Origin of the sequence: Pseudomonas sp. B6(2017) (genome assembly GCF_002112765.1) — a bacterium.
In the GTDB taxonomy this organism is placed as follows: Bacteria; Pseudomonadota; Gammaproteobacteria; order Pseudomonadales; family Pseudomonadaceae; genus Aquipseudomonas; species Aquipseudomonas piscis.
Genome location: NZ_NEIQ01000048.1, coordinates 2,192 through 3,380 on the forward strand (window position 1 = coordinate 2,192; position 1,189 = coordinate 3,380).

General features: G+C 60.2%; 2 protein-coding genes. Both read left to right on the top strand.

The features are described from left to right. On the top strand, positions 1-192 hold a 192-nt coding region (locus tag CAG11_RS32800), incomplete at its 5' end, for a head decoration protein (protein ID WP_178081835.1). Between the two features lie 11 nt (positions 193-203). After that, on the top strand, positions 204-1,189 hold a 986-nt coding region (locus CAG11_RS32805; protein ID WP_085600833.1), incomplete at its 3' end, for a major capsid protein.

A 1,189-nucleotide genomic window follows, 5' to 3' on the forward strand; every position in this document is an offset into this window, starting at 1 on the left:
GCTGCGGCCGAGGACGGCTCGAAAACCCCGGTGGCCATCCTCGATCAGGACGTGGACACCACCGAGGGCGCCAAGGGCGCGCCCATCCGTTTGACCGGCCAGGTGCTGGGCAAACAACTCATCCTGGGCGAAGGCCTGACCTTGGCTGATGCCAAGGCTGCCCTGCGTCCCCTGTGCATCTTCATTCGCTGACCGGAGCCAACATGACTGATATTTTCGACACCCTGACCATGCTGCAAGCGGTCGAGCAGATGAAGACGCCGCGCCGCTTCCTCATGGACACCTTCTTCAACGGCTCGACCCCGCAGACCTTCGGCACCAAGACGGTGACCATCGATATCATCAAGGGCCAGCGTCAGATGGCGCCATTTGTGAGCCCGACACTGCCAGGTAGCGTGGTATCCCGTGAGGGGTTTGTATCGAACACCTACGAGCCGCCTTACATCCAGCCCAAGCTGCCAACCAATGCTGAACTGATCCTCAAGCGCTCGGCCGGGGAGAACCCGTACTCCACTCGTACACCACTGGAGCGAGCAGGCGAGCAGTTGGGCCGAGACTTGCGCAGTCTCGACGAGCAGATCATTCGTCGTGAGGAGTGGATGTGCGCGCAGGCGCTGACCACGGGCAAGGTCCGAGTCATTGGCGAAGGGATCGATGACACCATCGATTTTCGAATGGAGAACAGTCACAAGATCACCCTCGGCCAAGGTCGCTGGAACGCCTCGGACTCTGACCCCATTGGCAACCTGCGCCAGTGGAAACGCCTGTCTGCCAAGGACTCGGGGCGTACGGCAGGCGTAGCGGTACTCAGTGCCGAAGCGCAAGACGCTTTCCATCGCAACGACACTGTACTCAAGCAGCTCAACAGTCGCCGGGTGGACATGGGGATGATCAAGCCTGAGCTGCTGCCTGATGGTGTCACCTACCTGGGTTATCTGAATGACCCGGGTATCGATCTGTATGCCTATGACGAATGGTATGTGGACGACCTCAGCGGTGATGAGGCGCCGATGATTCCACAGGGTGGGCTGATCCTGGGTTCCGCAGGCACCCGCAATGCCATGTTGTATGGCGCGATCCAAGATCTCGCCGCTATCGAAAGCGGCCTGGTAGAAGCTGCTCGTTTCCCGAAAAGCTGGGTGACTGAGGAGCCAAGCCAGCGGTGGTTGAAACTCCAGTGCGCGCCGCT